The 26898-nt window shown below is 75.6% G+C and carries 17 protein-coding genes; 7 read left to right on the top strand and 10 right to left on the bottom strand.

Features of this window, described 5'->3' with window-relative positions:
• Positions 1-17: 17 nt before the first annotated feature.
• Both FHR36_RS27410 and FHR36_RS27405 read right to left on the bottom strand, forming a co-directional pair.
• Positions 18-2144, bottom strand: a complete 2127-nt coding sequence (locus tag FHR36_RS27410; protein WP_253801328.1) for a hypothetical protein — start codon at positions 2142-2144, stop codon at positions 18-20.
• Positions 2145-2457: 313 nt separating this feature from the next.
• Entirely contained in the window at positions 2458-3243 is a 786-nt protein-coding gene (locus FHR36_RS27405; protein ID WP_253801327.1) for a TetR/AcrR family transcriptional regulator, read from the bottom strand.
• 139 nt (positions 3244-3382) lie between these two features.
• Here FHR36_RS27405 and FHR36_RS27400 point away from each other — a divergent pair, with 139 nt between their 5' ends.
• Both FHR36_RS27400 and FHR36_RS27395 read left to right on the top strand, forming a co-directional pair.
• On the top strand, positions 3383-4036 hold the full coding sequence (locus FHR36_RS27400) for a molybdopterin-dependent oxidoreductase (RefSeq protein WP_253801938.1): 654 nt from the start codon (positions 3383-3385) through the stop codon (positions 4034-4036).
• Complete coding sequence (locus FHR36_RS27395) at positions 4020-4664, top strand: cytochrome b/b6 domain-containing protein (protein WP_253801325.1); 645 nt, start codon at positions 4020-4022, stop codon at positions 4662-4664. The genes FHR36_RS27400 and FHR36_RS27395 overlap by 17 nt, the downstream gene beginning before the upstream one ends.
• Here FHR36_RS27395 and FHR36_RS27390 read toward each other — a convergent pair.
• Entirely contained in the window at positions 4640-5152 is a 513-nt protein-coding gene (locus FHR36_RS27390) for an NUDIX hydrolase (protein WP_253801323.1), read from the bottom strand. The two genes, FHR36_RS27395 and FHR36_RS27390, sit on opposite strands and share 25 nt — an antisense overlap.
• Before the next feature lie 120 nt (positions 5153-5272).
• On the opposite strand from FHR36_RS27390, the gene FHR36_RS27385 reads away from it, so the two are divergent.
• On the top strand, positions 5273-6496 hold the full coding sequence (locus FHR36_RS27385; protein WP_253801320.1) for a serine hydrolase domain-containing protein: 1224 nt from the start codon (positions 5273-5275) through the stop codon (positions 6494-6496).
• A 108-nt stretch (positions 6497-6604) separates the two neighbouring features.
• Here the strand turns inward: FHR36_RS27385 and FHR36_RS27380 are convergent, their stop codons facing one another.
• On the bottom strand, positions 6605-6931 hold the full coding sequence (locus FHR36_RS27380; RefSeq protein WP_253801318.1) for a nuclear transport factor 2 family protein: 327 nt from the start codon (positions 6929-6931) through the stop codon (positions 6605-6607).
• A gap of 212 nt (positions 6932-7143) precedes the next feature.
• On the opposite strand from FHR36_RS27380, the gene FHR36_RS27375 reads away from it, so the two are divergent.
• Positions 7144-7572 carry a DUF6325 family protein gene (locus FHR36_RS27375; RefSeq protein WP_253801315.1) on the top strand — a complete coding sequence of 143 codons (429 nt, stop codon included), beginning with the start codon at positions 7144-7146 and terminating at the stop codon, positions 7570-7572.
• Positions 7573-7575: 3 nt separating this feature from the next.
• A complete protein-coding gene (locus tag FHR36_RS27370) occupies positions 7576-7887 on the top strand; it encodes a hypothetical protein (protein ID WP_253801312.1) in 312 nt (103 codons plus the stop codon).
• On the opposite strand, the gene exaC is transcribed toward FHR36_RS27370, so the two are convergent.
• The gene (gene exaC / locus FHR36_RS27365) at positions 7884-9407 is read right to left on the bottom strand and encodes an acetaldehyde dehydrogenase ExaC (protein WP_253801309.1); all 1524 of its coding nucleotides are present in this window, start codon (positions 9405-9407) and stop codon (positions 7884-7886) included. The two genes, FHR36_RS27370 and exaC, sit on opposite strands and share 4 nt — an antisense overlap.
• Positions 9408-9503: 96 nt before the next feature.
• Entirely contained in the window at positions 9504-10478 is a 975-nt protein-coding gene (locus tag FHR36_RS27360) for a terpene synthase family protein (RefSeq protein WP_253801307.1), read from the bottom strand.
• A 256-nt stretch (positions 10479-10734) separates the two neighbouring features.
• Here FHR36_RS27360 and FHR36_RS27355 point away from each other — a divergent pair, with 256 nt between their 5' ends.
• Positions 10735-13710, top strand: a complete 2976-nt coding sequence (locus FHR36_RS27355; protein WP_253801304.1) for an ATP-binding protein — start codon at positions 10735-10737, stop codon at positions 13708-13710.
• 166 nt (positions 13711-13876) lie between these two features.
• Positions 13877-14941, top strand: a complete 1065-nt coding sequence (locus FHR36_RS27350; protein WP_253801302.1) for an aldose epimerase family protein — start codon at positions 13877-13879, stop codon at positions 14939-14941.
• 7 nt (positions 14942-14948) lie between these two features.
• On the opposite strand, the gene FHR36_RS27345 is transcribed toward FHR36_RS27350, so the two are convergent.
• From FHR36_RS27345 to FHR36_RS27330, 4 genes are read right to left on the bottom strand one after another with little or no spacing between them, the layout of a single operon-like run.
• Positions 14949-15131 (bottom strand): MbtH family protein, encoded by a 183-nt coding sequence (locus FHR36_RS27345; RefSeq protein WP_253801299.1) that lies wholly within the window; start codon positions 15129-15131, stop codon positions 14949-14951.
• The gene (locus FHR36_RS27340; protein WP_253801297.1) at positions 15128-20650 is read right to left on the bottom strand and encodes a non-ribosomal peptide synthetase/MFS transporter; all 5523 of its coding nucleotides are present in this window, start codon (positions 20648-20650) and stop codon (positions 15128-15130) included. The genes FHR36_RS27345 and FHR36_RS27340 overlap by 4 nt, the downstream gene beginning before the upstream one ends.
• Positions 20647-23832: an amino acid adenylation domain-containing protein gene (locus FHR36_RS27335; RefSeq protein ID WP_253801296.1), complete on the bottom strand. Its 3186-nt coding sequence runs from the start codon at positions 23830-23832 to the stop codon at positions 20647-20649. The genes FHR36_RS27340 and FHR36_RS27335 overlap by 4 nt, the downstream gene beginning before the upstream one ends.
• Entirely contained in the window at positions 23829-26897 is a 3069-nt protein-coding gene (locus FHR36_RS27330) for an amino acid adenylation domain-containing protein (RefSeq protein ID WP_253801295.1), read from the bottom strand. Before FHR36_RS27330 ends, FHR36_RS27335 begins: the two co-directional genes overlap by 4 nt.
• Position 26898: the final 1 nt, after the last annotated feature.

Here is a 26898-nt window from a genome sequence, read left to right as displayed (position 1 = left end):
TCGTCGAGCGCGTCGGCTCAGCCGAAGGGGCTGTTCGCCGGCGGCTCCGGCGCCGCGGGGGCCGCCGGAGCGGCGGCCGAGCTGGGCGCCAGGTTGCCGAACGGGTCGAAGTCCGGCGGCGGGATGCGGACCGGCGTGCCCTTGGGCTTCGGCGCGTCCTCCGCCGGCTCCGCCGACCCGGTCGCGGCGGGCGCCGGCGGGGCGAACGGGTCGAAGTCCGGCGGCGGGACCCGGACCGGGGTGCCCTTGGACTTCGGCGGCTCCCCGCCGCTCGGCGCCGCGGGCGGCGCCACCGTCGGCGGCATGGTCGGCTTCGGCGGCACCACCGGCGCGGCCGGAGCCGCCTTCGGCTGGGTGACCGTGCCGAACGGGTCGGCCGGCTCGCTGGAGAGCGTGGTTCCGAACGGATCGGCGGAAGCCGGCTTGGCCGGCGCTGCGACCGGTGCTGCGACCGGCGGCGCAGCCGGGGCGGCGGCGGGCGCGGTGCTGCGCGGAGCGGCCGCGGCGAACGGGTCGAAGTCGGCCGGCGGTACGGCCACCGGGGTGCCCTTGCTGCGAGGGGTCTCCTCGGGCGCGGTGGCCGGGGCGTTGGCGGCGGGGGCGGGCGGGGCGAAGGGGTCGAAGTCGGCCGGCGGGATCCGGACCGGGGTGCCCTTCGGCCGCGGGGCCTCCTCGGCCACGGTAGCGGCAGCGGGAGCGGGCGGGGCGAACGGGTCGAAGTCGGCCGGCGGTACGGCCACCGGGGTGCCCTTGCTGCGAGGGGTCTCCTCGGGCGCGGTGGCCGGGGCGTTGGCGGCGGGGGCGGGCGGGGCGAAGGGGTCGAAGTCGGCCGGCGGGATCCGGACCGGGGTGCCCTTCGGCCGCGGGGCCTCCTCGGCCGCCGGCGGCGCGGCCTGCGCCGGGACGGGCGCCGACGCGAGGTGGGTCGCCGGGACACCGGCCTCGGACCGGTCGGCGAACGGCGCCGCCACCGGGGCCGGGGCAGGAGCGGGCGGCATCACCGGCGGGGCCGGCGGCATCGGCGGCGGCGTGGCAGCCGGGAGCTGGACCTCGACCGCCGGCACCGGGACGGGGGCGGCGATCGGGGGCGGGGTGGCCGCGACGCCGTCCCAACCGACCTGGACCGTCTCCAGCAGCTGGGCGAAGGCGGTCGCGTACAGCTCCCAGTCCTCCGCCTGAGGGGTGCTCAACTGGACGGTGAGCACGGTCGCGCCGTCCGGCAGCGGGATGAACGCCTCCACCACCGAGCTGACCACCCAACCGCGCTGGCCGTCCGCCGTCAGCGCAGCAGGGACCGGCGCCGTGCGCGCCTCCACCAGCAGCGCGGCCGGACCGGCCGGCAGCAGCACCGTCCACACCTCGGCGCGCGGGCGCTCGGCCGACAGCGCGACCGACAACTCCTGGATCGGCAGCGCCCGACGGGACAGCGACACCACCAGCGACGCACGCGAACGGCGGCCGTCGACATCCAGCGCCGAGACACCCGCGTACACCACGTCCGCGGCCGCGATCTCGTCCGCCAGGGCGGCCGCCACCAGCGCCCACTCCCGGCGCACCGGCGGCCTGCCGCCGGCGAACAGCTCGCTCGCCACCTCGGTCAGGTGCGAGGCTAGAGCCGGACCCGACAGCCGGACCGCGAGCGAGTGGAACACCGACGGCACGATCAGCCGTGCCTCCACGCCGGACCCGGTCGACAGCTCCTCCGGAGCCGCGGTCCCCCGCGCCGACGCGAGCGCCGCCAGCGGCGGGACGAAGGCCGGACGCAGCTTCTCGTCCGCCGCCTCCGGCGTCACCGGCAGCTGGAACGCGGCCGCTGACGGTGCGTCGGCCACTTGGCGGACCGGGCCGCTGCCCAGCTTCGCCTGCAGCACCGACAGCGCCTCGGCGCCGGCGGACGGCTCCTGGCGGCGCAGGCTGGTCGCCTCCACCACGGTGCCGAGGCCGTGGATGGTCAGCAGGCCGGGCCCGTTCGGGCTCAGCCGCAGACCGAACAGCGCGTCGGCGGACGGGTGGGTGGCGCCGCGGCGGAAGCCCCGCAGGGTGGCGGCCGGATAGTACGTCGCCGGCGCGCCGACGAGTGCGGCGGCCACCGCGTCCAGTGTGGCTGCGATCCGCTCTGCGGCCGCGAAGCCGTCCTGAGTCATGACGCCGAGCCCCCTCGCTCTCGGTGTGGACAGTCCGCCCACTTTCTATCAGAACGGGGGGACAGAACGGCACCTGAGGGCGGGGTGGTGGGGGCGGTGGGAGGTGCGGGGCCGCAGGTGGGGGTGGGTGGAGGGGCACCCGGGACTGGGTGGGGGACCCGAGGAGGGGTGACGGGGGGACAGAACGGCACCTGAGGGCGGGGTGGTGGGGGCGGTGGGAGGTGCGGGGCCGCAGGTGGGGCGCGGTGATGGCGGGACAGTGCGGCACCTGGGGAGGTGTTCGGTCCGCAGCCGGGTCCGGGTGGGCGTTCGGTCAGGGGGTGGCGAGGCGGAGGAGGGAGTCGCCGAGGCCGGGGGTGTGGAGGAGGCCCATGAGGTCGCGCAGGAGGAGGGCTGAGGGGCCGTCGGGGTTCTCGGCGGCGAAGAAGCCGGTCAGTTGGGCGGCCAGGGCCGGCTCGCGGGAGGCGGTCACCGCCAGGGCGGCGACCAGCTCCTGAACCAGTTGCAGCTGGAGCTCCTCGGCCGGGACGCTGCGGTCGGCCAGCCAGTCCAGCGAGCTGATCTCGGCGTTGGCGATCCAGGCCCGGACGGTGCGGCGCAGGGCGGGGCTCGGTTCGGGGAGGTCCAGGTGGTGCAGGATCTGCTCGGCCGCGGCCAGCCGGACCTGGTCGATCACCGCGCCGGCGTTCGGTCCGGCCACCACCGAGCCGCCGCGCAGCAGTGCGGTGAAACCGGCTGCGTGGCTCTGCACGAAGTCCAGGTAGCGGCCCATCACCCGGAGCAGGCGCTCCGAGAGCGGGCCCTCGGCGGGCTCCTCGAACCGTCCGGACAGCTCCTCGCCCGCGCGCCGCAGCGACTCCTCGTAGAGCGCCTGCTTGCCCGGGAAGTAGTGGTAGACCAGTGGCCGGGAGGCGCCCGCCGCCGCCGCGATGTCGTCGATCGAGACGTCCTCGGGGGCGTGGTTGGAGAACAGCTCCAGGGCGACGGCGATCAGCTGCTCGCGCCGCTCGTCCACGCTCAACCGGCGCCGCGGCGCACGCTCCGCACCGCTTTGCTGATCCTCCGACCGGGGCGCCACCGACGGCGTACGGGATGCCATGGCCCCACCCTATCCGCACAGGTGTTTACGGAATGCTGACGGACGGCGCGAGTCCCTGGCCATCCGGGCGCTGACCTGGTCGAATCGAGGGGTGAGCGAAAACTCGGGAACCCCGGTCGGCCGCCGGGTGGTGCTGGGCATGCTGGGCCTGGGCGCCGCCGCCGTGGCGGCCGGGCCGTACCTGCAACGTGCGGTCGACAGCGTGACCAGCAAGGACCCGACCGGGCTGAGCGACCTGCTGCCCGGCGGGGGCGGCTTCCGCTACTACTCGGTGGTCGGCTCGGTGCCGGAGCGCGGTCCCGAGGACTACACACTGACCGTGAACGGCCTGGTCGACCGGGCGGTCACCTTCCGGCTGGCGGACCTCCAGGCGATGGAGCAGACCCGGATCGTCCACGACGTGCAGTGCGTGACCGGGTGGCGGGTGGCGGGCGTGCCGTTCGAGGGCGTGCGGCTCTCGGCGCTGCTGGACGCGGCCGGGGTGCAGCCGGCGGCGACGGCGGTCCGGTTCGGCTGCTTCGACGGCAGCTACAGCGAGAGCCTCACCCTGGACCAGGCCCGCCGCGACGACGTCCTGGTCGCGCTGCGGATGGAGGACCGGCCGGTCAGCCACGAGCACGGCGGCCCGGTGCGGCTGTACGTGGCGCCGATGTACTTCTACAAGTCGGCCAAGTGGCTCGACACCGTCACCCTGACCCCCTCCGTGCAACGCGGCTACTGGGAGCACTACGGCTATGACGTCGACGCCTGGGTCGGCCGGTCGAACGGACGCGACGATGCGCCCACCGGCTGAGGAACGGATCCCGCGGTTCGCCCGCGCCGAACGGTGGGTGCACCGGGCGACCGCCGTCCTGATGGTGGTCTGCCTGGTCACCGCGCTGGCGCTGTACTACCCGCCGATCTCCCAGCTGGTCGGCCGCCGCCGGCCGGTCGCCGTGGTGCACGAGTGGTGCGGCCTGCTGCTGCCGGTCCCGCTGCTGCTCGGCCTCGCCTCCCGGGCGCTGCGGGCCGACCTCGGCCGGCTCAACCGCTTCACCCCGCGCGACCGGGTCTGGCTGCGAGCCGTGCTGCGCCGCTCGTACCGGCGGCCGGCCGGGAAGTTCAACGCCGGGCAGAAGCTGTACGCGGCGTGGATCGCCGGCGCGGTGCTGGTGATGCTGGGCACCGGGTTGCTGATGTGGTTCACCCACCTGGCGCCGCTGGTCTGGCGCACCGGCGCCACCTTCGTGCACGACTGGCTGGCGGTGGCCGTCGCGGTGGTGGTCGGCGGGCACCTGTACCTGGCCGCGCGCGACCCGGAGGCCCGGCGCGGGATGCGGACGGGCAGCGTCGATCCGCTGTGGGTCGCCCGCGAGCACCCGGACTGGGACCACCGGGCCGAGAACGCGGCGCAGGCTCAGGCCGACCGGAACGCCCGGTAGCGCTGCCACGCCTCGAGGCCGTCCGGGACGAAGTGCCACTCGCCCATCCGCCCGGCGAGCTCCTCCTCGGTCAGCCAGTCGTGCCAGCCGACCTCCTCCACCTGCGGGGAGACCGGGCCGTCCCAGACCGCCTCGTACATGTCGCAGAACCAGGTGAGCCGGTCGCCGTCCGAGAACAGGAACTTGAACAGGGGCTTCGGCTCGATCCCGGAGACCCCCAGCTCCTCCTCGGCCTCCCGGACGGCGGCCTCGGCGTAGCTCTCGCCGGAGGCCACCACGCCGCCGACGAAGCAGTCGTAGGCGCTGGGGGCGAACAGCTTGGTGTCGCTGCGCCGGTGGGTGAAGATCCGGCCCTGCGGGTCGCGGACCAGGATGAACACGCAGCGGTGGATCAGGCCGTCCCGGTACACCTCGGGGCGGGTCGCGGTGCCGATCACCCGGTCCTGCGCGTCGACCACGTCCAACAGTTCTTCCACGGGGTTCGTCATGGCGTCCCACGCTAAGGCACGTCCGGCCATGCCTTCGCCCACTCGGCCACCCGTGCGGCCGGGAGTTGATCGTCCGACTATCGTTCGAAACGGCACGGACGTGGGAGAAGGCGGCAAGCGGTGACGGTGGAGATCTGGGGCGAGACGGCGAGCGGCTTCGAGCCGGTGCGGGAGGCGTTCGCGCGGAACTTCCGTGACTACGGCGAGCTCGGCGCCGCGTTCAGCCTCTACGTGGACGGCCGCAAGGTGGTCGACCTGTGGGGCGGCGACGCCCGGGCCGAGGTCGGCGCACGGCCCGCCCCGGCCGTCCCGTGGACGGCCGACACCGCGCAGGTGCTCCGGTCGGTCACCAAGGGCGTCTCCGCGGCCGCCGCCCTCCACCTCACCCAGCGCGGCCACCTCGACCTGGACGCGCCGGTCGCCGCGTACTGGCCCGAGTTCAAGGCGGCCGGCAAGGAGCGGATCCCGGTCCGCTGGCTGCTCTCCCACCAGGCCGGCCTGCCGGTGCTCGACGTACCGCTGCGGATCGAGGACGTCCTCGCGTGGGAGCCGGCCGCGGCCGCCGTCGCCGCCCAGGCCCCCGCCTGGGAGCCCGGCACCGCCCACGGCTACCACCCGCTGACCTTCGGCTGGCTGGTCGGCGAGGTGGTCCGGCGGGCCGCCGGGCGCTCGATCGGGCAGTACGTCGCCGAGGAGTTCGCCCGGCCGCTCGGCCTCGACCTGTGGATCGGCCTGCCGGCCGGTGCGGGCGCGCGGGTCGGCCGGCTGGTGGACCTGCCCGCGCCGGACGCGGCCAAGGTGGGCCCGAACGGCATGCGGGTCCGGCCCAAGCAGAACGTGGTCGACGCCTACCGCGACCCGGCCTCGCTCACCGCGCGGGCCTTCGCCGCCGTCCGCACCAGCGTGGACCTCAACGACCCGGCGGTGCAGGCCGCCGAGGTGCCCGGCGCGGGCGGCATCGGTACCGCCCGCTCGGTGGCCCGGTTCTTTGCCGCGCTGATCGGCGCGGCCGACCGGCACGGCGGCGCCCCGGGCGAGCGGCTGCCCGCCCTCTTCGAGGCCCGGACCCTCGCCGAGGCGATGGGGCCGGCGGTGCAGGGCCCGGACCGGATCCTGATCGTCAACACCACCTTCGGCCACGGGTTCTTCCGGCACGGCCCCACCTCGCCGATGGCCTCGCCGGCGAGCTTCGGCCACCCCGGCCGCGGCGGCTCGCTCGGCTTCGCCGACCCGGAGCTGGGCATCGGGTTCGGCTACGTCACCAACGGCATGCAGCCCGGCGTCACCGGCGACATCCGCTCCCGCGGCCTGATCGCCGCCGTCAAGGCCTGCCTGGACCGCTGACGGCGTTCCCGCCGGGCGCCGACGGACGGCCGGTGGCGAGACAAACGGCCGGTGGGGCGACACACGGCCGGTGGGGCGATCAGGCGCCCACCGGCCGCGCGCGGCGGGTCAGGCCTGGCCGGTCTCGAAGCGGCTGACCCGGCCGTCCGGAGCCACCGTGAACCGCCAGGCGGTGCGCATCTCGCCCCAGGCGTCGTTGCGGTAGTTGGCGACCAGCGCACGTCCGCCGCTCTTCTCGGTCTGGACGTCGATGTGCCCGTGCGAGGAGAAGATCTCCCGGTCCACCCACTGGGCCAGATCGCGGTCCGACCCGTCGTCGGACATCGTCGCGTCGTCGGTCAGCGACGCGAAGAAGGCGTTCCGGTCGCCCGCGTTGACCGCGCTCAGCAGTCGGCGCACGGCGGGATCGGACAGCTTGTCCACGGCGATCGTCATGGCGGTACTCCTTGTCCACTCGTCCACGGCCTCGGACGGCCGTGCTTCCCAGAGACCACGCCCGGCCCGGCCCCGCCAGCGGTCCGCCGCCCGTTCGGCGGGCCCGGCGCGTTGCCCGCCGTCGCGGCGGGGCGTGTGTTTGGATCCGAACGAAGGCCCGGCTGTCGGGGAGCCCGCCCGTCGGGGTGCCCGCCAACGGAAGGGAGTCCCGGATGGGGCCGGCCGAACTGCTCGTCCTGGCGTTCCCGCAGGAGACCGTCACCGCCGAGGCCGCCGCCGCACTGGCCAAGCTGCGTACGGCCGGCGACATCCGGGTGATCGACTCGCTCGTCGTCACCCGGCACGGCGACGGCGAGGCGACGTACGGGGAGCTGGCCGACTTCGAGCACCTCCAGGGGCTGGCCGGCAGCGGCGGGCAGGCCCTGCCGCTGATCGGCCCGGAGGACGCCCAGGAGGCCGCCGAGCTGCTGCAGCCGGGCACGGTGGCGGTGATCGTGCTGATCGAGCACGTCTGGGCCGAGGAGGCGGCGCAGGCGCTGCGCGCGGTGGGCGGACGGATCGCCTCGGGCGTCCGGATCCCGCCGGAGAACATCGAGGAGGCCGTGCGCGCCGCCGAGGCGCGGGTCGCGGCGGGAAGGTGAGCCATGGCGTACCGACCACTGCGGGCGACGGGAGCGGCCGGGCCGAGGCTGTCCGCCGGGACGGCCGGGCCGGCCGGGCCGGCGCGGACGCCGCTGCCGGCGGGCACGCGGATCCGGCCGGTCCGGGTGGTGCGCCCGTCGGGCGCTCCGCTGGTCCGCGGCCTGCTGGTCGGCGGCGCCGGGTGCGGCCGCGAGGACGTCGAGGTGCGGCTCGCCCCGCTGGGCGCGGCGGCGTCGCCGGACCGGCTCGGGCCGGGCGGGCTCGCGGACGGCGGGGCGCCGACCGTGACGGCCGGCGCCCCGCGGGTCGACTAGAACAGCCCGAGCGCCTGCGGCGAGTAGCTGACCAGCAGGTTCTTGGTCTGCTGGTAGTGCTCCAGCAGGGCCTTGTGGTTCTCCCGGCCGATGCCGGAGTTCTTGTAGCCGCCGAAGGCCGCGTGGGCGGGGTAGAGGTGGTAGGCGTTGGTCCAGACCCGGCCGGCCTGGATGGCGCGACCGGCCCGGTAGGCGGTGGCGCCGTCGCGGGTCCACACGCCCGCGCCGAGGCCGTACGCGGTGTCGTTGGCGATGTCCACCGCGTCGTCGAAGCCGTCGAAGCGGGTGACCGCGACCACCGGGCCGAAGATCTCCTCCTGGAAGATCCGCATCCGGTTGTCGCCCTCGAAGACGGTCGGGGCGACGTAGTAGCCGCCGCTCAACTCGCCGCCGAGGTCGAGGCGTTCGCCGCCGACCAGGACCTTGGCGCCCTCCGCCTGGCCGATCTCCAGGTAGGAGAGGATCTTCTCCAGCTGCTCGCGGGAGGCCTGGGCGCCGACCATGGTGTCAGTGTCCAGCGGGTTGCCCTGACGGATCGCGCGGACCCGGTCCAGGCCGTCGGCGAGGAAGGTGTCGTAGATGGCGGTGTCGATCAGTGCCCGGCTGGGGCAGGTGCACACCTCGCCCTGGTTGAGGGCGAACATGGTGAAGCCCTCGAGCGCCTTGTCGTAGAAGGCGTCCCGTTCGGCGGCGACGTCGGCGAAGAACAGGTTCGGGCTCTTGCCGCCGAGTTCCAGTGAGACCGGGATGAGGTTGGCGCCGGCGTACTGCATGATCAGCCGGCCGGTGGTGGTCTCGCCGGTGAAGGCGATCTTGCGGATCCGGGGGCTGGAGGCGAGCGGCCGGCCGGCCTCCAGGCCGTAGCCGTTGACCACGTTGACCACGCCGGGCGGCAGCAGGTCGGCGATCAGCTCCATCAGCAGCATGATCGAGGCGGGGGTCTGCTCGGCGGGCTTGAGCACCACCGCGTTGCCGGCGGCCAGGGCCGGGGCGAGCTTCCACACCGCCATCAGCAGCGGGAAGTTCCACGGGATGATCTGGCCGACCACGCCGAGCGGCTCGTGGAAGTGGTAGGCGACGGTGTCCTCGTCGAGCTGGGAGAGGCCGCCCTCCTGGGCGCGCAGGGCGCCGGCGAAGTAGCGCAGGTGGTCCACGGCGAGCGGCAGGTCGGCGACCAGCGCCTCGCGGACCGGTTTGCCGTTGTCCCAGCTCTCGGCGACCGCGAGGGCCTCCAGGTGGCTTTCGATCCGGTCGGCGATCCGCAGCAGGGTCTGCGCCCGCTCGGCGGGGGAGGTGCGGCCCCAGGCGGGGGCGGCGGCCTCGGCGGCGTCCAGCGCGGCCTCGATGTCCTCGGCGGTGCCGCGGGCGATCTCGCAGAAGACCTCGCCGGTGACCGGGGTCGGGTTCTCGAAGTAGCGGCCCCGGACCGGCGGTGTCCAGGCACCGCCGATCCAGTGCTCGTAGCGGGAGCGGTACTCGACGACCGAACCGGGCCGTCCTGGGGGTTGATAGACCGTCACGACTGTCTCCTCGCGGCGCGGGCAGGGCTGGGACAGGTGCTCGGCGGGGGCGCTGCCGCCCCCGCCGCCGACCCTAGCCCGGCCGCGGGGCGATCGCTACGGTGCGTGCGGGGTCGGTTGCGGTGCGGCGTATCGCCCCGTACGCTCCTCCCAGTCGAGGTAGCCGACCAGCCAGGCGGTGAGACCGTCGACGTAGCGCCTGGTCGGCTCGAGTTCGGCCTGACTGAGACCCAACTGCTCATAGGCGTCGGGCAGTTGCTCGGTCAGTTCGGCGAACTGGTCGATCATCCGCTGGGCCTCGGCGAGGACGAACTCGAAGGCTTCGTCGGTGGAGCAGCCCTGCTCGCGCTGGGCGATCATGACGAGGTTGTACACGTCGCCGCGCGGGGCCTCCAGCGGGTACGAGTAGACGTCGTTGCTGAGGGAGGGCACGTCCGCGCCGATCTGCCGGAGCCGGCGGAGCACGGGGTGGTGCAGTGCGGCCTGCGGTACCTCGATGTGGTCGAGGCGCTCGATCATGTCGAACACGGTCTCCATGGCCGCGGTCCCGCGGCGCACCACGAAGTAGCTCTCCCGGTCGGGGAGCCGCCGCGCGATGCGGCCGGCGGCCTCGGCGGGGTGGCTGGCGTAGTACCGCTCCCAGTTGTAGGCGGCGCGGGCGAGCCAGCGGCGGGGCATGTTCTCGGTGGAGCGGGCCCAGAGGTCGAGGAAGGCGTGCTCGACCTCGGTCCGGGCGCGGTTGGGGTCGGGGTCGTACACCAGCGAGGTGAGCCGGTCGCAGATCCGGGCCACCTCGGCGGGGCGGCGGCCCAGTTCGCCGTCGAAGGTGTCGTCGAACAGCAGGTAGAAGCCGAGCATGTCGGTGGCGAGCGTGAGGCTTGCGGCCGAGCAGAACGGGTAGGCAACTGCTGCGAGGTCGGCCACGTCCCAGCGGGTGTAGATCGACTCGGCGGCTACCGCGGCGAGTTCGGGGAAGCGCTCGAGCCATCGTCGGTGCTGCTCGTCGGCCTGTTCGTAGTGCGGGTTGCGGTGGAGCGGGAACGGAACCTCGAGCGAGGTGAGGTCGGACATCGGACTCCCGAGACGTGCTGTGTGTGCGGCTCGGCCGGCGTGTGGCGTCTGACCACCGACCAAAGATCAACTCTGCGATATCGACCGCAGATTATCCGATCACCCCATCAGGTGGCAGTGGTACCAGGGCATTTGCCCGAGCCGTCCGCCCTCAACCCTCCTCCCCGTCGCGGCCTGCGAGAACCTCCCTCATCGGGACGCACACGGCGCTAAGGTCGGTCCCGGGAGCACGAACGGCGAGGTGGAGGGCGCAGTGGTGGCCGCAGAAGAGCACGGACAGGGCGGCGGGTGGACGGGCGGCCCGGGGGTGACCGGACGGCTCCACGAACGCGAGTCGGAGATCCAGTCCGCGCGGACGGCGCTCTCCCGGCTGGCCCGCGCCCGGTCGCTGGGCACCGTGGCCACCGGCGAGCTGCTGCTCTACTCGGGCTCGGCCGGCATGGGCAAGACCTCGGTGCTGGACCAGGTCCGCGACCTGGCCGACCAGCAGGAGTCCTGCACGGTGCTCTTCGCCCGCGGCGGCGAGCGCCAGCGCGCCGAGCCGTTCCGCGTGCTGCGCCAACTGCTGATGCCGGTGCTGAGCAAGCTCTCCGAGACCGAGCGCGACGAGGTCTTCGGCAACTGGTACGGCATCGTCGGCCCGGCCGTCGGGCTGACCCCGCCGTCCGGCGAGGTGGAGCGGATCGACCCGCAGGGCGTGCGCGACGGCCTGGACTACGTGCTCACCCAACTCGCACCCCGGCGTGCGCCGCTGGTCATCGTCATCGACGACCTGCACTGGGCCGACTGGGAGTCACTGACCTGGCTCGCCTCCTTCGCCGTGCGCTCCCGCGAGCTGCCGGTCCTGGTGGTGCTGGCGTACCGGAACGAGTTCGCCGAGGAGGCCGACGGGCTGGTGCGGCAGATCGAGCAGATGGCCTCGCGCCACCACGAGCTGCACACCCTCAGCCCGGACTCGGTGGCCGAGCTGGTCCGCCACCAGTTCGGCGACGACGCGGACGACGCGTTCTGCCGCCAGGTCTGGGCGGTCACCGCGGGCACCCCGTATGACACCGTCGCGCTGCTGCGCGAGGTGCGCGACCAGGGCATCGATCCGGTGGAGGAGTCCACCCCGCGCCTGCGCGACCTGGCGGCGGCGGCCAAGGGGCAGACCCTGCAGTACTGGCTGGAGAAGCTCGGCCGGGTCACCCTCCAGTACGCCTGGGCGGCCGCGCTGCTGGGCACCGACATCAAGGAGGAGCTGGCCGCCACCATCTCCACCCAGGGCCCGAAGCAGTCCGCCGAGTCGATCCGGGCGCTGGTCAAGCACCGGGTGCTCACCACCCTGCCCAACGGGCGGCTGGAGTTCGTCCACCCGCTGATCGGCACCTCGATCTACCAGAGCATCCCGGCCGCCACCAAGACCGCCATGCACGGCATCGCCGCCAGCGCCATCGAGGACTCCGGCGGCGGCCTGATCGCCTCCTCCCGGCACCTGCTGGAGACCATCCCCGAGGGCGACGACCTGCTGGTCCGCAAGCTGCGCCGGGCCGCCGACCAGCACCTGCGGATCGGCGCCCCGGAGGCCGCCCAGCGCTGCCTCAAGCGCGCCCTGTCCGAGCCGCCGAGCGAGGAGATGCGCGCGGAGGTGCTGTACGAACTGGGCTGCTCGGCGCTGCTCACCGACCCGATGGCCACCATCAACCAGCTGCGCCTCGCGCTGGACGACGAGTACGGCCTCAGCCCCGACCTGCGGGTGGACGCCGTCTTCCGGCTCGCCGAGGTGCTCGCCCACAGCAGCGACCTGGCGGCCGCCGCCGAACTGTGCGCCGAGGAGGCCGAGCGGACCGAGCCGGGTCCCGACCGGATCCGCCTGCAGATCGCCACCTTCATGTACCAGACCCTGGCCCGCGACGAGGCGGACGGTCCGGGCCGCTCCCGCCGGCTGCGCAGCCTCGCCGAGCACCTGCCGACCTCCGGGGCGACCAAGGACGCGGCGCACGCGGTCCACGCCCTGCGGGCCTGGGACCTGACGCTGCGCGGCGTGTCCGCCGCCGAGGCGATCGAGGAGGCCGACGCCGCCCTCGACCGCGGCAGGCTGCCCGCCGGACTCGGCTGGACCGGCCTCACCTGGGGCTTCGAGCTGCCCGCGCTGATCGGCCTGACCTTCGCGTACACCGACGAACTGGCCCGCGCCGAGCGGCTGTTCTCCGACGCCATCGTCGAGTTCGAGAAGGCCGGCTGGTCCGGCGCGCACCGCGGCTTCGCGTACTTCCTGATGGGCCTGGTGCGGTTCCGCCGCGGCTTCCTGCTGGAGGCCGAGGACTTCCTCCGGCGGGGCCTGCGGCTCTCCGAGCGGATCGGCCGTGGCATCACGCTGGAGTGGGACATCGTCGGCGTCCTCTGCGACACCCTGCTGGCCCGCGGCCGGGTCGACGACGCCTGGGAGCTGGCCCAGAAGTACGGCTTCGCGCCGCCGTACCACCCCACCGTCATGGTGCTGCCCGACGCGCCCACGCTCTACGGCAAGCTGCTGCTCGCCCGCGGCGACCGGGCCGGTGCCGTCGCCGTCTTCAGCGAGGTCGGCGCGGCGCTGAACGCGCGCGGCTGGCACAACACCGTGTGGGCGCCGTGGGCCGGCCACCTCGCCGAGGCGCTCGCGCCGGACGACCCGGCGCGGGCCCGCCGGCTCGCCAAGGAGGCGGTCGACCGCGCCCGGATGTTCGGCTCCCCGTCCGCCGTCGGCACCGCGCTGCGGATGGAGGCCACGGTCAGCGACGGGCCGCGCGCCGTCGAGCTGCTGCTGGACGCGGTCAACCACCTCGGCCAGTCCCCGGCCGGGTACGAGCACGCCCACGCGCTGGTCGACCTGGGCGCCGCCCTGCGCCGCGGCGGCCGGCTGGCGGACGCGGCCGAGTACCTCTACCAGGGCATGGAGCTGGCCCAGCACTGCGGCGCCGACGGCCTGGTCGCCCGGGCCCGCACCGAGCTGGCCGTCTCCGGCCTGCGGCCCAACCGGCTGCGGACGGTCTCCAAGGACGCGCTCAGCCAGCCCGAGTGGGCGGTGGCCGAGCTGGCCGTCCAGGGCGTACCGCCGCAGCGGATCGCCGACCACCTCGACCTGCCGCTGAGCATGGTCCACCGCCGGCTGGCCGCCGTCCACCGCAAGGCCGGCACCGGGCCGGAGGGCCTGGCCGCCGCGCTCGGGCTGCCGGAGCCCAAGGCCGAGCCCGGGGCCGAGCCCGAGAACTGACGGACCGCCGGGCGCGTCGCGGCGCGCCCGGCGCGGGTGACGGCGCCGGCGGGAGCGACCGGGGCACGCGGGGGCACAGCGCCACCGCAGGGCCGCCCGGACGGGCTACGCTGACCCCACGATGCGACAAGATCGACCAGATCCGCACAGGTGTCCAGGAGGAGCCATGACGTCGGCAGAGCCCACCGAGGTTCAGCGGGCACCCTTCGACCCGAGCGGCGCGGGCGCGGAGATCGAACGGTGGACGCTGCGCAGCGGCCCGCTGACCGCGACCGTGATCACGCTCGGCGCGGCGCTGCACACCCTCACCGCACCGGACCGGGACGGCCGCCCGGCGCAGATCCTGCTCTCCACCGAGGACATCGACACGCTGCGCGGCCCGGCCAGGCACTACGGCATCATCGCGGGCCGCTACGCCAACCGGATCGCCGACAGCCGGATCACCCTGGACGGCGAGGACCACGACCTGGCGCCGACCGGCAACGGCGTCACCCTGCACGGCGGCCCCGACGGCTTCGCCGACCGCCTCTGGGCGGCCGAGCAGGTGCCCGGCGGCGTCCGGATGACGCTGCACAGCCCGGACGGCGACCAGGGCTTCCCCGGCGCCATGGACGTCGACGTCACCTACACCCTCGCCCCGGACGGGCTGACCATCGACTACCGGGCGGTCACCACCAGGCCGACCGTGGTCAACCTGACCAACCACGCCTACTTCCACCTGTCCGGCGAGGGCAGCGGCGACGTCCTCGGCCACCTGCTGACCCTGGACGCCGACGCCTACACCCCGGTGGACGAGCGGCAGATCCCGCTCGGGCCGATCGAGCCGGTGGCCGGCACGCCGTTCGACTTCACGACGGCCCGCCCGATCGGCAAGACGATCCACGAGGACCACCCGCAGCTGCGCCTGGCCAACGGCTTCGACCACAACTGGGTGCTGCGCGAGCGCCCGGCCGACGGCAGCCCGGCCCGGGCGGCGCTGCTGGAGGACCCGGTGAGCGGCCGGACGCTGGAGGTGCTGACCACCCAGCCGGGCATCCAGGTGTACACGGCCAACGGCTTCACCGGCACGGTGACCGGCGCGGCCGGGGTGCCGTACGGGCCGTACGCCGGGGTGGCGCTGGAGACCCAGCACCACCCCGACTCGCCGCACCGGCCGGCCTACCCCTCGACCGTGCTGCGGCCGGGGGAGGAGTTCCGCTCGACCACGGTGCTGCGGCTCGGCGTGGCCTGAACCGGGGTCAGCCCCGGGCGCTGCGGGGGCGCATGTCGGTCCACACCTCGTCGATGTGGGCGAGGCAGGCGTCCCGCGGGCCGGTGAAGCCGTCCGGGGCCCAGCCGGCGGGCGGCTCGCCGCCCTCGGCCCAGATCGAGTACTGGCCCTCGTCGTTGACCACGACCAGGTAGCGGGTGTCGGTGCTCATCGGTGCTGCAGCTCCTTCTCGGTGGCGATGGTGGTGGGCGCGGTGATGGTGGGCGCGGTGACGGTGGTGGACTGCGCGGCGGCTCGGCGGGCCTGGAGGATCTCCAGGCCGAGCAGGTCGTCCGGCGGCGCGTCCGGGACGGCGGTGTCGAAGTCGCGCAGGGTGGGGATCCGCCGGGCGACCAGTACGATCACCGCCATCGCCGCGGCGAACACCAGGTAGAGCAGGGCGGTGCCGCGGCCCGGGCCGGTGCCCAGGACCCGGCCGACGGTGGAGGCGAGCGGGCCGTGCGCGGCCAGCAGCGGCTCGAACAGCCGGCTGCCGAGCGGGGCGACCAGGCCGAAGCCGAGCGGCAGGGTGGACCAGGAGATCACCGTGTTCAGGGCGAACACCCGGCCGTGGAAGCGCTGGGCGACCTTGACCTGGACGGTGGTGAAGTAGATCCCGTTCAGCACGTTCAGCGCCAGGCTCATCGCGAACGCCCCGGCGCCGACCACCCACAGCTGCGGGCTCAGTCCGGGCAGCACGCAGCAGCCGGCCAGCGCGAGCGTGGCGAGCAGCATCCCGCGCATCCGGCGCTGCCGCGGGCCGCCCCACAGGCCCATCACGAGGCCGCCCGCGACCGCGCCGAGCCCGGCGCAGAAGGAGACCTTCCCGGCGTCGGCCAGTCGCCCGAAGGACAGCGTCAGCGGGGTGAGCAGGATGAACAGCGGGGCGAGGAAGACGTTGAGCACCGCGAAGTACAGCAGCATCGCGCGCAGGCCCCGGCTGCCCCAGGAGTGGGCCAGTCCGGCGCGGATCTCGGCCCCGAGCGACTCCCGGCGCCGCCAGGCCAGGGTGCCCGGGAAGCGCACCGCCGCGGTCACCGCGACGGCCAGCACGTAGCTCGCCACGTCCAGGGCGAGGATGCCGCCGAGGCCGACGGCGGCCAGCAGCGCGGTGGCCAGCAGCGGGGCCAGCACCTGCGCGCCGCCGCCGATCATCTGCAGCACGCCGTTGGCGTGCCCGAGGTAGTGCTTGGGCACCAGCTGCGGCACGGCCGAGCCGTACGCCAGCCGTTGGAAGGTGAGCGCCACCGAGAGCACCATGACGAAGGCGTAGATGTACGGGACGCTCAGTCCGCCGCTCCACAGCAGCAGGGCGAAGGCCAGCTGCACCCCGCCGGCGGCGGCGTCGGCGGCCAGCATCACCTTCCGGCGGTCGGTCCGGTCGACGATCGCGCCGGCCAGCGGGGCGATCAGCAGGCCGGGGACCAGGCCGAGGACGGTGAACAGTGCGAAGCGGGCGAGCGAACCGGTCTGCAGGTAGATCCAGATCGGGACGGCGAACTCGGTCAGCGCCGACCCGGTGATGGACAGCAGCTGTCCGGAGGCGACCGCGAGGAAGCGGCGCATGCTGGGCTGCACCTCGGGGTCGCCGCCGTCGCCGCGGGAGCGGCCGCCGAGCCACCAGGGGTGGCCGGAGCGCGGGGCGGGCAGCGTGTCCGCGCTGTCGTCGGCCAGCGCCGGGTGGACGCCGGTGACGATCTGCGCCAACTCCTCGGCCCGGTACTTGAGGAAGAAGTGCCCGGCCTCGTCCAGCACCACCAGGGCGGCGTGCGGGCTGAGGAAGTGCCACTCGCGGAACCGCTCCCGGGCGAACTCGGTGGCCGGGTCGCGGTCGCCGACCACGGCGATCACCGGCGCGGAGATCGGGGCCACGCCCTGCTCCAGCATCGCGGTGAAGCGCTGCTCGGCGGCCTCGCTGTCCTGGCGCATGTTGCGGATGATCCGGTACGCCTGCTCCTGGTCCAGCTCGGCCATCTCCAGGCCCAGGCCGCGCAGCCAGTTCTCGTACACCCGGTCGCCGGTGAGCGCCTCGCGCCGGGCGAGCCGGGAGAGCAGGTTCAGGGCGCGGCCGCGCGGGCGGGCGAAGGGGAAGATGGCGCCGATGTAGACGGCCTCCAGCGGGCGTCCGGCCGCCTCCAGCCGTCGGGCCAGCTCGACGGTGAGGGCGCTGCCGACGCCGCAGTGGCCGTACAGGGCCAGCGGGCCCTCGGTGCGCTCCAGGATCTCCTCGGCGCAGCGCTCGATCAGCTCCTCGAACGGGATGCGGTCCTCGTCCAGGCCCAGGTCGTGGCCGGGGATGGAGACCGACAGCAGCCGGTGCCCGGCGGGCAGGGCGTCGGCCAGCGGCTGGTAGACCACCGCGCTGCCGCCGCCGTACGGGACGCAGACCAGGGTGAGGTCCGGGGGGCCGGTGCGGCCGCGGGTGAGCTCGTGGAGGAGTTCGCGCGGGCCGCGCTCGTCCTCGGGGGTCTCGGCCAGCGCGGCGAGTTCGCGGACGGTCGGGTGCTTGAACAGGTCCATCACGCTGACGCCCGCATCCAGGGCGGTGCGCAGCCGGGCGACCACCTGGGTGGCGAGCAGCGAGTGGCCGCCGAGGTCGAAGAAGTCGTCGTCCAGGCCGATCGGGCCGTCCAGGTCGAGGACCTCGCGCCAGACCTCGGCGACCGCGCACTGGGCCGCGGTGGTGGGCGCCTCGGTGGAGGCCGCGGCGCGCACCGGGGCGGGCAGTGCGGCCCGGTCGAGCTTGCCGCTGGGGGTGAGCGGCAGCGCGTCCAGGGTCACATAGGCGGCCGGGACCAGGAGGTCGGGCAGGGTCCGCTTGAGGGCGGTGCGCAGCTCGGCGGGCTCGGGCGGCTCGCCGGTGAGGTAGCCGACCAGCCGGTGGTCGCCGGGGCGGTCCTCGCGGACCACCACCACGGCCTCCCGGACGCCGGGCAGGGCGGTGAGCGCCGCCTCGATCTCGCCGGGTTCGATCCGCAGTCCGCGCAGCTTGACCTGGCGGTCGATCCGGCCGAGGAAGTCCAGCGCGCCGTCGGGGCGGCGCAGCGCCAGGTCGCCGGTGGCGTACATCCGGGAGCCGGGCGGGCCGTACGGGTCGGGGCAAAAGCGCTCGGCGGTCAGACCGGGCCGGTTCAGGTAGCCGTCCGCCAGTCCCACCCCGGCGATGAACAACTGGCCGGCGACACCGTCGGGTTGGAGCCGGTCGTGCGCGTCCAGGACGTACAGGGCCAGGCCCTGGATCGGGCGGCCGATCGGCAGCCGGGCGCCGTCGCACTCCTCGGGGGGGCAGGGCCAGGCGGTGACGTCCACGGCGGCCTCGGTCGGGCCGTACAGGTTGTGCACCTCGACCGCCAGCCGCTCGTGCAACCGGGCGGCAAGGCCCGGTGGCAGCTCCTCGCCGCTGCAGATCACCCGGCGCAGCGAGCGGCAGGCCTCCAGGTCGGGTTCGGCCAGGAACGCGCCCAGCATGGCGGGCACGAAGTGGGCGGTGGTGACCGACTCGGCGGCGATCACCTCGCGCAGGTACCCGGCGTCCTTGTGGCCGCCCGGGCGGGCCAGCACCAGCCGGGCACCGGCCAGCAGCGGCCAGAAGAACTCCCACACCGAGACGTCGAAGGAGGCCGGGGTCTTCTGCAGCACCGCGTCCTCGGGGCCGAGCCCGTACGCGCGCTGCATCCAGTCGAGCCGGTTGACGATCGCCCGGTGCGGGACCAGCACCCCCTTGGGGCGGCCGGTGGAGCCGGAGGTGTAGATGGCGTACGCCGGGTCCGGCGGGCCCGCCGACGGGGCCGGGTCGTGGTCGGGCGCCCCGGCCCAGACGGCCGGGTCGTCGAGGTGCAGGACGGTGGCGGCCGGCGGCACCTGCCCGGCGAGGCGGCGCTGCGTCAGCAGGACCGGGGCCTGCGCGTCGGCGAGCATGAACTCCAGCCGCTCGCGCGGGTACTCGGGGTCGAGCGGCAGGTAGGCGGCGCCGGACTTGAGCACGCCCAGCAGCGCCGCCACCAGGTCGAGCGAACGTTCGGCGCACACCGCCACCAGCTGCCCGGGGCCGACGCCGCGGGCGCGCAGGGTGTGGGCGATCCGGTTGGCCCGGGCGTTCAGGGCAGCCCGGGTGAGGGTGCCCTCCTCGGCGGTGACGGCGATCCGGTCCGGCAGCTCGGCGAGAGCGGCCGCGACCAGGCCGTGCAGGGTCTGCCCGGCCGGCAGCTCGCGCACCTCGCCGCGGCTCGCGGCCAGGGCGGCGCGCTCCCCGTCGGCGTCCAGGAGCGGCAGCCGGAACACCGGGGTGGCCGGGTCGGCCAGCGCGGCGTCCAGCAGGCGGGTGAACAGCCTCCCCAGCCGTTCGACGGTGGCGGGCAGGAACAGGTCGGGGTTGTAGACGAACTGGGCCTGGAAGCCGTCCGCGCCCTCGACCACGTACAGCTCCAGGTCGAAGCGGGTCGCCCAGGTCTCCACCGGGAACGGCTCGACCGCGACCGCGACCGCGTCCGGGCCGGGGCTGCCGTCGGCGTCGGCGGCCGTCCGGGCCGGGGCGTAGTTCTGCAGCGCGAACAGGACCTGGAACACCGCCGGCCGGCTCACATCGCGCACCGGGTCGAGCGCGGTCACCACCTGCTCGAACGGCAGCTCCTGGTGGCCGAACGCGTCCAGCGCGTGGCCGCGGACGGCCGCCAGCAGCTCCGCGAACCCCGGCTCGCCCGCCAGGTCGGCGCGCATCGCCAGCGTGTTGACGAACACGCCGACCACGTCGTCGAGTTCCGGGCGCGAACGACCCGCGACCGGGGTGCCCACGGCGAAGTCGCGCTGCCCGGACACCCGGGCCAGCAGCAGCTGGAAGGCGGCCAGCAGCACCATGTACGGGGTCGCCGCGTGCTCGCGGGCGAAGGCCGACACCCGGGCGCTGCTCGACGCGCCGAGCGGGAAGGCGTGGGCGGCCCCGGCGAACGTCTGCCGGGCCGGCCGGGGCCGGTCCGGCGGCAGCTCCAGCGCGGGCACCCCGGCGAGCCGGGGCAGCCAGTACCCGAGGTCCCGCTGGTCCGCGGCCGCGTCCCGGCCGGAGCGCTGCCAGGCCGCGAAGTCGCCGTAGCGGACCGCCGGTTCGGGCCGCGCGGCGCCGCCGCCGGCCAGCTCGACCAGCTCGCCGAGCAGCAGCTCGGCCGACCAGCCGTCGCACGCCAGGTGGTGCACCGCCAGCACCAGTACGTGCTCCTCGGCCGACAGCCGCACCAGCAGGGCGCGCAGCAGCGGGGGGACGGCCGGGTCCACCGGCGCCGCCAGCTCGGCCTCGACCAGCGCGCGGGCGGCCGGCTCGTCGGCGGCCTCGGCGACGCGCAGCACCGGCTCTACGGAGGCGGCGACCACGGCCACCGGGCGGCCGTCCGCGGTGGCGGGGAAGGAGGTGCGCAGCGCCTCGTGGCGGTCGGTCAGGACGCGGAGCGCGCCGCGCACCGCCTCCGGGTCCAGCGGGCCGCGCAGCCGGCGGACCAGCGGAATGGTGTACGCGGCGGTGCCCGGCGCGTACTGCTCCATGAACCACAGCCGCTCCTGCGGGTAGGAGAGCGGCGGGTCGGTCTCGGTGCGGTGGGGGATCGGCGGGCGGGCCGGGGCGGCGCCCGGGCGGTCGGCGGCGCCGGGGCGCCGCAGCCGCTGGGCGAGCAGCGCCTGCCGGTCGGGCGAGAGCTGGTCAGTCATCGGGGCGTGGTCCTTTCGACCGCCGCGGCGGCCTCACGATCGGTCAGCTGCTCGATGTCGGCGAGCACCAGTGCGCGCACCTCGGCGGCGAGCCGGGCCAGCACCGGGTGCTCGAACAGCAGGCGTACCGGCACCTGGAGGCCGACCGCCTCGCCGAGCAGGGCGGCGACCCGCAGGGCGTGCAGGGAGTGGCCGCCGAGGGCGAAGAAGTCGTCCAGGGCGCCGATCGCCGTCCGGCCGAGGACCTCGGACCAGACGTCGGCGACCAGCCACTCGGCGTCGTCCCGGGGCTCCGGGCCGGCGGCGCCGGCGGTGTCCTCGGCGGGCGGGGGCGGCGGCAGGGCGGCGCGGTCGACCTTGCCGCCGGTGGTCAGCGGCAGCCGGTCGAGCAGGACGAAGCGGCTCGGCACCAGGCGTTCGGGCAGCCGGGCCAGCAGCCGGGAGCGCAGCGCGGCCGGGTCCGGCGGCGGGGCGTCGGCGGCGGGCACCAGGTAGCCGACCAGGGCCTGGTCGTGGGCGGCGACGGCCGCCGCGGCGACCTCCGGTTCGCGGAGCAACTCGCGTTCCACCTCGGCCGGTTCGATCCGGTAGCCGCGCAGCTTCAGCTGGCCGTCGACCCGGCCGAGGAAGTGCAGCTGCCCCTCGGCGTCCCGGCGGACCCGGTCGCCGGTGGCGTACAGCCGGGCGCCTGGCGGGCCGAACGGGTCCGGGACGAAGCGTTCGGCGGTGCGTCCCGGCGCACCCCGGTAACCGCGGGCCAGGCCCGCGCCGCCGAGGTACAGCTCGCCGGGGACGCCGCTGGGCACCGGCGCCAGGTGCGGATCGAGCACATGGGCGTCGGTGTCCGGGAGCGGGCGCCCGATCGGCGGGTCGTCCGCGCCGTCGTCCGCGCCGTCGTTTGCGCCGTCGTCTGCGCCGGGATCCGGCTCGGCAGCGGTGGCGGTGGCGATCACGGTCGCCTCGGTCGGCCCGTACGTGTTGACCAGCCGCACCCGCGGTCCGACCGCGCGCAGCCAGGCGGCGACCGCCGGGCCGCGGGCCTGCTCGCCGCCGAGGATCAGCAGCCGCAGGGCGGGCGGCCAGGCGGTGCCGGGCTCGGCCACGAGCGCGTGCCAGTAGCCGGTGGGCAGGTCGAGGACGGTCAGCGCGGCGCCCTCCGGGGTGCGGAGGAAGTCCGGCAGCAGCTCGCCGCCGCCGGGCAGCAGCACCAGCGCGGCGCCGGCGGCCAGGGTCGGGAAGATCTCCTCGGCGTGGGTGTCGAACGACGCCGACGCGAACTGCAGCACCCGGTCGCCGGGGCCGAGGCCGTACCGGTCGGCCATCCACCGCACCCGCGCGGCCAGGCCGCCCCGGGTCACCATCACGGCCTTGGGCTCGCCGGTGGAGCCGGAGGTGTGGCAGACGTAGGCGAGATCGGCGGGGTCCGGGCCCGGGTTGCCGGTGTGGTGTACGCGGCCCGGGACGGGCACGGGCTCGGGGGTGCCGTCGGCGAGGACGAGGGCGGCGCCGGACGTGGCGAGGAGGCGGTGGTGGCGCTCGGGCGGGTCGGCGGGGTCGAGGTGGGTGTAGGCGCCGCCCGCGGTGAGGACCGCCAGCAGGTCGGTGACCAGGTCGGCGGAGCGTTCCCGGCGGACCGCGACCACGGTGTCCGGGCCGACGCCGTGCGCCCGCAGCCGGTCGGCCGCCGCCGAGACCCGCTCGACCAGGTCGCGGTACGACACGGTGCGCCCGCGGTCGACGAGGGCGGGGGCATCGGGCGTCCGGGCGGCCTGCTCGCCGATCAGCGCGAGCACGTCGCGCGCGGGCCCGGCGGGGCGCGGGCCGCGCCCGGCGGCGATCAGCCGCTCCCGCTCGGCGGCGCCGACCAGCGGAAGGCGGTCGACCGGCAGGTGCGGTTCGGCGACGGCGGCCGCGAGCAGCACGCCGAAGCGGTCGGCCAGCGCGGCGCCGGCGGCCTCGTCGAGGGTGTCCAGCCGGTGGCCCAGCAGCAGGCGCAGGCCGCCGTCGGGTGCGTTCGGGTCGTCCCAGGCGTCCAGCGTGACGGGCGCCTTGACGGTGCTCAGGCCGGACGGGAACAGCTCGCAGCCCAGCCCGTCGAAGCCGCTGCCGCTCGGGCCGCCCACCGCGTTGAGCACGAAGAGGGCCTGGAACGGCCCGCCCGGACCGGTGGAGAGCTCCTCGAACGGGACCTCGGGGTGGGCGTACGCCTCGAAGAAGGTCCGCCGGGAGCTGCGGAGCGCGTCCCGGAAGCTCGGGCCGCCGGCCAGGTCGGCCCGCAGCACCACGGTGCTGCTGAGGTAGCCGAACAGCGGCTCCAGGTCGACCTGGTCCCGGCCGGCCACCGGTGTGCCGACGCACACGTCCGGGTGGCCGCAGTGGCGGGCCAGCAGGGTCTGGAAGGCGGTCAGCAGGACCAGGAAGACGGTGGACCGCTCGGCCCTGGCCAGGCGGCGCAGCCGCTCGGCGAGCCCGGGCTCCAGCGGCACCGGGTGGAACGCGCCCGCCGAGGCCATCCGGTCCGCGGTCCGCACGGCGGGCCCGAGGTCCAGTGCCCGCGCGCCCGCCAGCCGCTCGGTCCAGTACGCGCGGTCGGCCCCGGCGCGCTCCCGGGCCCGGTCCGCGTACGCGGAGAACTCCAGCGGCAGCGGCGCCAGCGGGTCGGGCCTGCCGGCCCGGAACGCGGAGTAGAGGGCGGGGAGTTCGGCGGAGAACAGGTCCCAGGACCAGCCGTCGCCGCCCAGGTGGTGCAGCACCAGGGCGAGCACGTGCTCCTCGGGGCCGAGCCGCAGCAGCGCGGCCCGCAGCGGTACGCCCGCGCCGAGGTCGAAGGGTCGCTCCAGCAGGTCGCGGACCGCCGCACGGGCGGCCTCCTCCGGATCGTCCTCGCCGCTCAACTCGCGTACGTCGAGCGGGAGACCGGCCAAACCGACGACACCGACCGGGACGCCCCGGCGCTCGGTGTAGCGGGTGCGCAGCGGCTGGTGGCGCTCGGTCAGCCGGTCGAGGGCGGCCCGCAGGGCGGCGGTGTCGAGCGGGCCGCGCAGCCGTACGGTGAAGAACATGTGGTACGAGACGTCGGCCGGGTCGAGCCGGTGCAGGAACCACAGGCGCTGCTGGGCGGGGGTGAGTTCGAAGACGAGCGGCTCGGCGGGTCCGTCGGGGGAGTGGTCGGCGGGTCTCACGGCGCCACCTCCAGCAGGGCGCCGAGGCCGCGGATGGTCGGGGTGTCGAAGAAGGCGTCCAGCGGCAGGTCGGTGCCGAGGCGGTCGCGGACGCGGGCGGCGATCCGGGCGATGACCAGGGAGTGGCCGCCGAGGTCGAACAGGTCCTCGTCGGGGCCGACGGCGTCCACGCCGAGCACCTCGCACCAGATCCGGTGGAGTTCGGCGGAGCGGCCGGTATAGGCGTGTCCCTCGGCGGCGGGGGCGTCGCCGCGGCGCGGCGGCGCGGGCAGGGCCCTGCGGTCGAGCTTGCCGTTGGGGGTGGTGGGCAGCGCGTCCAGGACCAGGACCGCGGCGGGCACCGCGTAGCCGGGCAGGGCGGCAGCCAGGCGGGCCCGCAGCTCGGCCGGGTCGGCGGTGCCGGTGACGTAGCCGACCAGGGTGTCGCCGTGCAGGGCGGCGGCGGACTGGCGCACGCCGGGGGCGGCGAGCAGCAGGGCCTCCAGTTCGCCGAGTTCGACCCGGTGGCCGCGGACCTTGACCTGGTGGTCGAGGCGGCCGAGGAACTCCAGGCCGCCGTCCTCGCGGTGGCGGACCAGGTCGCCGGTGCGGTAGCGGCGGACGCCGTCGGCGCCGGTGGTGAAGCGTTCGGCGGTCAGGTCGGGGCGGCCGAGGTAGCCGAGGGCGAGGCCGGCGCCGCCGATGTGCAGTTCGCCGGGCACGCCGACCGGGCAGAGCCCGCCGTCGGCGTCCAGCACCCGCAGGTCGGTGCCGGGGATCGGGGCGCCGAGCGACACGGCGGCCGGCTCCTCGGGCACCTCCCAGCAGGCGGACCAGATGGTGGTCTCGGTCGGGCCGTACATGTTGAACAGGCGGCCGCTGCGCCGGCGCAGCTCCGCGGCGAGCGGCAGGGGCAGCGCCTCGCCGCCGGCCAGCGCGGTGACCTGCGGGCCGGTGAAGCCGGCGGCGAGCAGCAGTTGCCAGCCGGACGGGGTGGCCTGGAGGTGGGTGACGCGCCGGTCGGCGGCGAGGTGCACCACGGCGCGGCCGTCGCCGGTGACGTCCTCCTCGGTGGGCACGACCAGGCGGCCGCCGGTGCTGAGCGGCAGGTGGATCTCCAGGCCGGAGATGTCGAAGGAGATCGAGGTGAGCTGGAGCCAGCAGGCGTCCGGTCCGGCGCCGCCGACCCGGGCGGCGGTGGCGTCCAGGAAGGCGGCGAGCGCGCCGTGGCCGACCGCGACACCCTTGGGCCGGCCGGTGGAGCCGGAGGTGTAGATCACGTAGGCGGGGTCCTCGGGCCCCGGCAGGTGGTCCGGTCGGCCGGGGGCGGGCACGCTCTCGTCGGGCTCGGGCAGGTGCACCACGGGGACCGGGGTGTCGGCGGGCAGCCGGTCGGCGGTCCGGGCGGTGACCAGGACGCAGGCGGCGTCGGCGTCGGCGAGGGCGAGCGAGCCGCGGGCGGCGGCGTGCTGCGGGTCGAGCGGCAGGTAGGCGGCGCCGGTGCGCCAGACGCCGAGCAGCGCGGCGGGCAGGGCCGCGGAGCGCTCCACGAAGACGCCGACCACCGAGCCGGGGCCGACGCCGCGGGCGCGCAGCCGGTCGGCCACCCGGGCGCTCTGCGCGGCGAGTTCGGTGTAGCTCAGGTCGCCGGCCGGCCCGTGCAGGGCGGTCGCGTCGGGGGTGCGGCGGGCCCGGTCGAGGAACCGGGCCAGGGCGGTGGGCAGTTCGGCGGCGGGCAGCGGTCCGCCGGCGGTCCGGGCGGCGAGTTCGGCGCGTTCGGCCTCGGGCAGCAGCTCGGCGGTGTGCACCGGGCGGTCGGGCGCGTCGAGCAGGGAGCGCAGCAGGGTGAGGTAGCGGGCGGTCAGCCGTCCGGCGGTGGCGGCGGTGAACAGGCCGTCGGAGTAGGTGAGATGGCACTCGGTGCCGGTCGCGGAGCGCCAGATCTCCAGGGCCAGGTCGCACTTGGCCTGGCCGTGGTCGAGGTCGAGGAAGGCACCGGTGGCCCCGCCGAGGGCGAGTCCGCCCGGTTCGGCGTGCTGGAGCGCGAACATGGTCTGGAACAGCGGGGTGCGCGAGCGGTCGCGGGCCACGTCCAGGGCGCGCATCAGCTCGGCGAACGGCACCTGCTGGTGGCCGAACGCGCCGAGCGAGGCGGCCCTGACCCGGTCGACGAGCTGGTGGAAGGTCGGCTCGCCGGACAGGTCGGCGCGCAGGGCGACGGTGCCGGCCAGGCAGCCGACCAGCCCCTCGTGCTCCAGCCTGGTGCGGCCGGCCACCGGGGTGCCGACGCAGAAGTCGCGCTGGCCGCTGTGCCGGGCCAGCAGCACCTGGTAGGCGGCGAGCAGCACCATGAAGGCGGTGGAGCGGTGTTCGCGGGCGAGCCGGTCGGCGGCGGCCATCAGCTCGGCCGGGACGTCGGCGCGGTGGATCCCGCCGGTGGTGGCCCGGACGGCGGCGCGCGGCAGGTCGGTGGGCAGCTCCAGGTCGGGCACCCCGGCGAGGTGCCCGGTCCAGTACGCCAGGGCCCGGCCGTCGTCGGCCGCGGCCGCCAGCTCGGCGGCGTACTGGCCGTGGGTGAGCGCGAGCGGCGGCAGCGGGGACGGCTTGTCCTCGGCGAACGCCTGGTAGAGGGCGCTGAGTTCGCCGCCGAGGACCCGCATCGACCAGCCGTCGCCGGCGATGTGGTGCAGGACCAGGCAGAGCACGTGCTCGCGCTCGCCCAGGCGCAGCAGGGAGAGCCGCAGCGGCGCGCCGGCGGCCAGGTCGAACGGGGTGGCGACCCGGGCGCGGACCAGCGCGTGGGCGGCCTCGATCCCGCCGGCGGTGACGTCCAGGCGCTCCACCGGGACGGGCGCCGGCGGGGCGGTCTCGGCGGCCGGGACGCCGTCCCGCTCGGGGTAGCGGGTGCGCAGCACCTCGTGCCGGGCGACCAGGGCGTCCAGGGCGCGGCCGAGCGCGTCCGGGTCGAGCGGGCCGTGCAGGCGGTGCACCCAGTAGATGTTGTACGAGGCGTCGGCGGGGTCGAGGCGCTGCAGGAACCAGAAGCGTTCCTGGTGGGGCGAGAGGGGGGACGGGAGGTCAGACACG

The sequence above is a fragment of the Kitasatospora cinereorecta genome, from assembly GCF_024172095.1.
Lineage (GTDB): Bacteria > Actinomycetota > Actinomycetes > Streptomycetales > Streptomycetaceae > Kitasatospora > Kitasatospora cinereorecta.
The sequence above is the reverse complement of the archived record's forward strand: the minus strand, read 5'-3'. Positions and strand labels throughout refer to the sequence as shown.